Origin of the sequence: Endozoicomonas sp. ALC013, assembly GCF_049310205.1 — a bacterium.
Taxonomy (GTDB): Bacteria; Pseudomonadota; Gammaproteobacteria; order Pseudomonadales; family Endozoicomonadaceae; genus Endozoicomonas.
The window spans coordinates 1-3,190 of record NZ_JBLYNS010000284.1; the positions used below are offsets into that span (position 1 = coordinate 1).

Consider the following 3,190-nt stretch of genomic DNA (forward strand, 5'->3'; position numbering starts at 1 on the left):
TAATTGAATTGGCATATTGACCGTGATGTCTCCCATCATAGCGATCACCGAAACGATAAGATTTACTCACCAGATCATCCATTATTTCCTGTTTGATGAGCGCATTAAAATCTTGAGCAAGGTTTACTGAACGGCGCTGTAGATGTTGAGAAGGGCATGCGTCAGAAGAACGGTAAAATTTATTACGCCCCGGGTTAGTGCGTGGGGTATCATCCCTCCTGACCGTGGCATGTCTATATCGTCCACGCCGTGAAGATGTGGCATGGCCACCCGGTCGATTATAATAATTATCTGATCTTGTGTATTGACCACCGATACCAGCAGAGTTTCTATCCATAACTATATTTCATTAATTCATGAGAATATAAAAAGCAGACTGCTGTTCTGTTCAGAAGTTCATTTTGCTGGAATGTTGATCAATGTAAGCAGTGGGAGAAACTCATCTGCTCCTGATGCCAACCATCCATTATCTTCAAATCATCCGGGGCGAAATTCAGGGGCAACAGGTCTTCAGCTGGTAGAACTTTACTTGAATGTGAAAACGGTTCCTGGGTGGAAGGGAGGGGGGGGTTACTGGCTGTTTTTTCTCTTCCTCCTGGCTGGTTTGCCGGTTTGTTCTTCTAACTGTTTTTCGGCGGTCAGGTAACCGTGATCTGAGGGTTGCCTGCCTTTATCAGCAGTAACGTATGCCGCATCTGCCCACGTTCTTTTAAGTGATACAGAGCCATGCCCCTGTGGCGGGATGCCTGTCCTGGTCTTTATTTGATCAATGTACGGTTTCATTAAATCCTGATTCCAAAGCCTGTTAACCGGAATTTCAATGACCTCAAATCCTGCTTTTTGCAACAGTGCAATTTTCAGCAGAGTCGAACCCTTCCTGGTTTTGAAATCACCACCCACGTAATGAGAGGGCCCCTGAACTTCAATCACCATGTTGTGATCTGGCAGTAGCAGGTCAACCGGAGGTAATGAATTCAGACTCTTTTCTTCTTCAATTTGCAGAGATGGAATACATGATTGGAGTTGATCGCGGAAGTCGGATTGAGGTTTTGACATGATTATCTGGTAATGGGGGACGAACGGGCATGATCTCCCAAGCCAACTTGCGGCCATGGCAATAACGTATTGTTCCTCTTCATTATTGTCTGGATTGTCTGGGAATGTATTTTCCAGGCGAGTAAACAGATCATCCATGTGCTTTTCAAGCCAGTTATTTTTGTTGGCATCGGAGACCAGATACAATCTGGCACAGCATACCATTACTCCCCAGAGGGACATCAATATCGCTTGCTGAGAGAACTGAGAATTGCCACTGATTCGGTAGACAAGCGATTTAAACGTGGATGTTACCACGTTCAGCTCAATGAGTTCGCCCAGCTTCGCCATGGCCCACAGCAGGTTGGCGATATGCTGAGGAATAAATTGGTCTTTTTGTGCGTTCACGTGGGGCAACAGCGCGGCTACGGTCTCGTTGAGTTCTGGTGTCTGCTCCTGCCCGTTGCCCACCAGTTTCGCCATGGCCCATAGCAGGTTGACAATCTCCTGTGGTATTAAGTTAGCTTTCTGTGCGTTCACACGAGGCAACAGCGCGGCCACGGCCTCGTTGAGCTCTGGTGTTTGCTCCTGCCCGTTGTCCACCAGTTTCGCCATGGCCCATAGCAGGTTAACAGTCTCCTGTGGTATTAAGTTAGCTTTCTGTGCGTTCACACGAGGCAACAGCGCGGCCACGGCCTCGTTGAGCTCTGGTGTCCACTCTTGTCCGTTGTCCACCAGTTTTGCCATGGCCCACAGCAGGTTGGCGATTTCCTGTGGTTTAAAGTGAGCTTTCTGTATGTTCACGTGGGATAGCAGGGCGACCACAGGCTCTTTGAGTTCTGGTGTCCGTTCTTGCCCGTTGTCCAGCAGTTTCGCCATGGCCCACAGCAGGTTGGCGATTTCCTGTGGTTTAAAGTGAGCTTTATGTGCGTTCACGTGGGGCAACAACGCGGCCACGGTCTCTTTGAGTCCTGGTGTCCGCTCCTGCCCGTAGTCCACCAGTTTCGCCATGGCCCACAGCAGGTTGGCAATACCCTGTGGTTTAAAGTTAGCTTTCTTTGCGATCACCTGGGGCAACAGCGTGGCCACAGCCTCTTTGAGCCCTGGTGCCCGCTCCAGCCCGCTGCCCACCAGTTTCGCCATGACCCACAGCAGGTTGGCAATAGCCTGGGCATTAAATTGGTCTTTCTGTGCGTTCACGTTGGGTAACAGCGCGGCCACGGCCTCTTTGAGCCCTGGTGTCCGCTCCTGCCCGTAGTCCACCAGTTTCGCCATGGCCCACAGCAGGTTGGCAATATGCTGAGGTATAAATCGGTCTTTCAGTGCGTTCACGCAGGGCAACAGCACGATCACGGTCTCTTTGAGCCCTGCTGTTTGTTCCTGCCCGTTGCCCACCAGTTTTGCCATGGCCCACAGCAGGTTGGTAATACCCTGTGCATTAAATCGGTCTTTATGTGCGTTTACCCGGGACAACAGCGCGGCCACGGCCTCGTTGAACGCTGGTGTCTGTTCCTGCCCGTTGTCCACCAGTTTCGCCATGGCCCACAGCAGGCTGGCGATTTCCTGTGGTTTAAAGTGAGTTTTCTGTGCGTTCACGTCGGGCAATAGCCTGGCCACGGCCTCATTGAGCCCTGGTGTTCGCTCCTGCCCGTTGTCCACCAGTTTCGCCATGGCCCACAGCAGGTTGGCAATATGTTGAGGAATAAATGGGTCTTGCTGTGCGTTCATGTGGGGCAACAGTACGGCCACAGCCTCGTTGAGCCCTGATTTTCGCTCCTGCCCGCTGTCTACCAGTTTCGCCATGGCCCACAGCAGGTTGGCGACACCTTGGGCACCAATATAGCTGGTTTCAGCTTTTTGGTTGCACTTGAATATTATTGCATCAAGCAGTGTTGACAATAAGGCAGCTTGAGTAAACCTAACACGATCATTCAAGGGGCTATGAAGGGTAAAAACACCCGCTGAAGTCAATGAATGAAGTGTGGTTGTCAGGCTTCGCCAATTCCAGCTCCGCGTTGCTGTGAAATTTTGCAGAAAACGCATCAGCTGGCCTTGTTCCGCTCGATTTAACGGTCTTTTAGCAGCTAACGTGTATTTTTTAATTGAACTGGCATATTGACCGTGATCTCTCCCATCATAGCGATCACCGAAACGA

2 protein-coding genes are annotated in these 3,190 nt (G+C 50.5%); both read right to left on the reverse strand.

Annotated elements, in window-relative coordinates; genetic code table 11:
- Window positions 1-337, reverse strand: a 337-nt coding sequence (locus tag ACO6V1_RS23135) for a hypothetical protein (RefSeq protein WP_422468844.1), incomplete at its 3' end; no start/stop codon positions are given.
- Window positions 338-570: 233 nt separating this feature from the next.
- A partial coding sequence (locus ACO6V1_RS23140) for a DUF1601 domain-containing protein (RefSeq protein WP_422468846.1) occupies window positions 571-3,190 on the reverse strand: 2,620 nt, incomplete at its 5' end.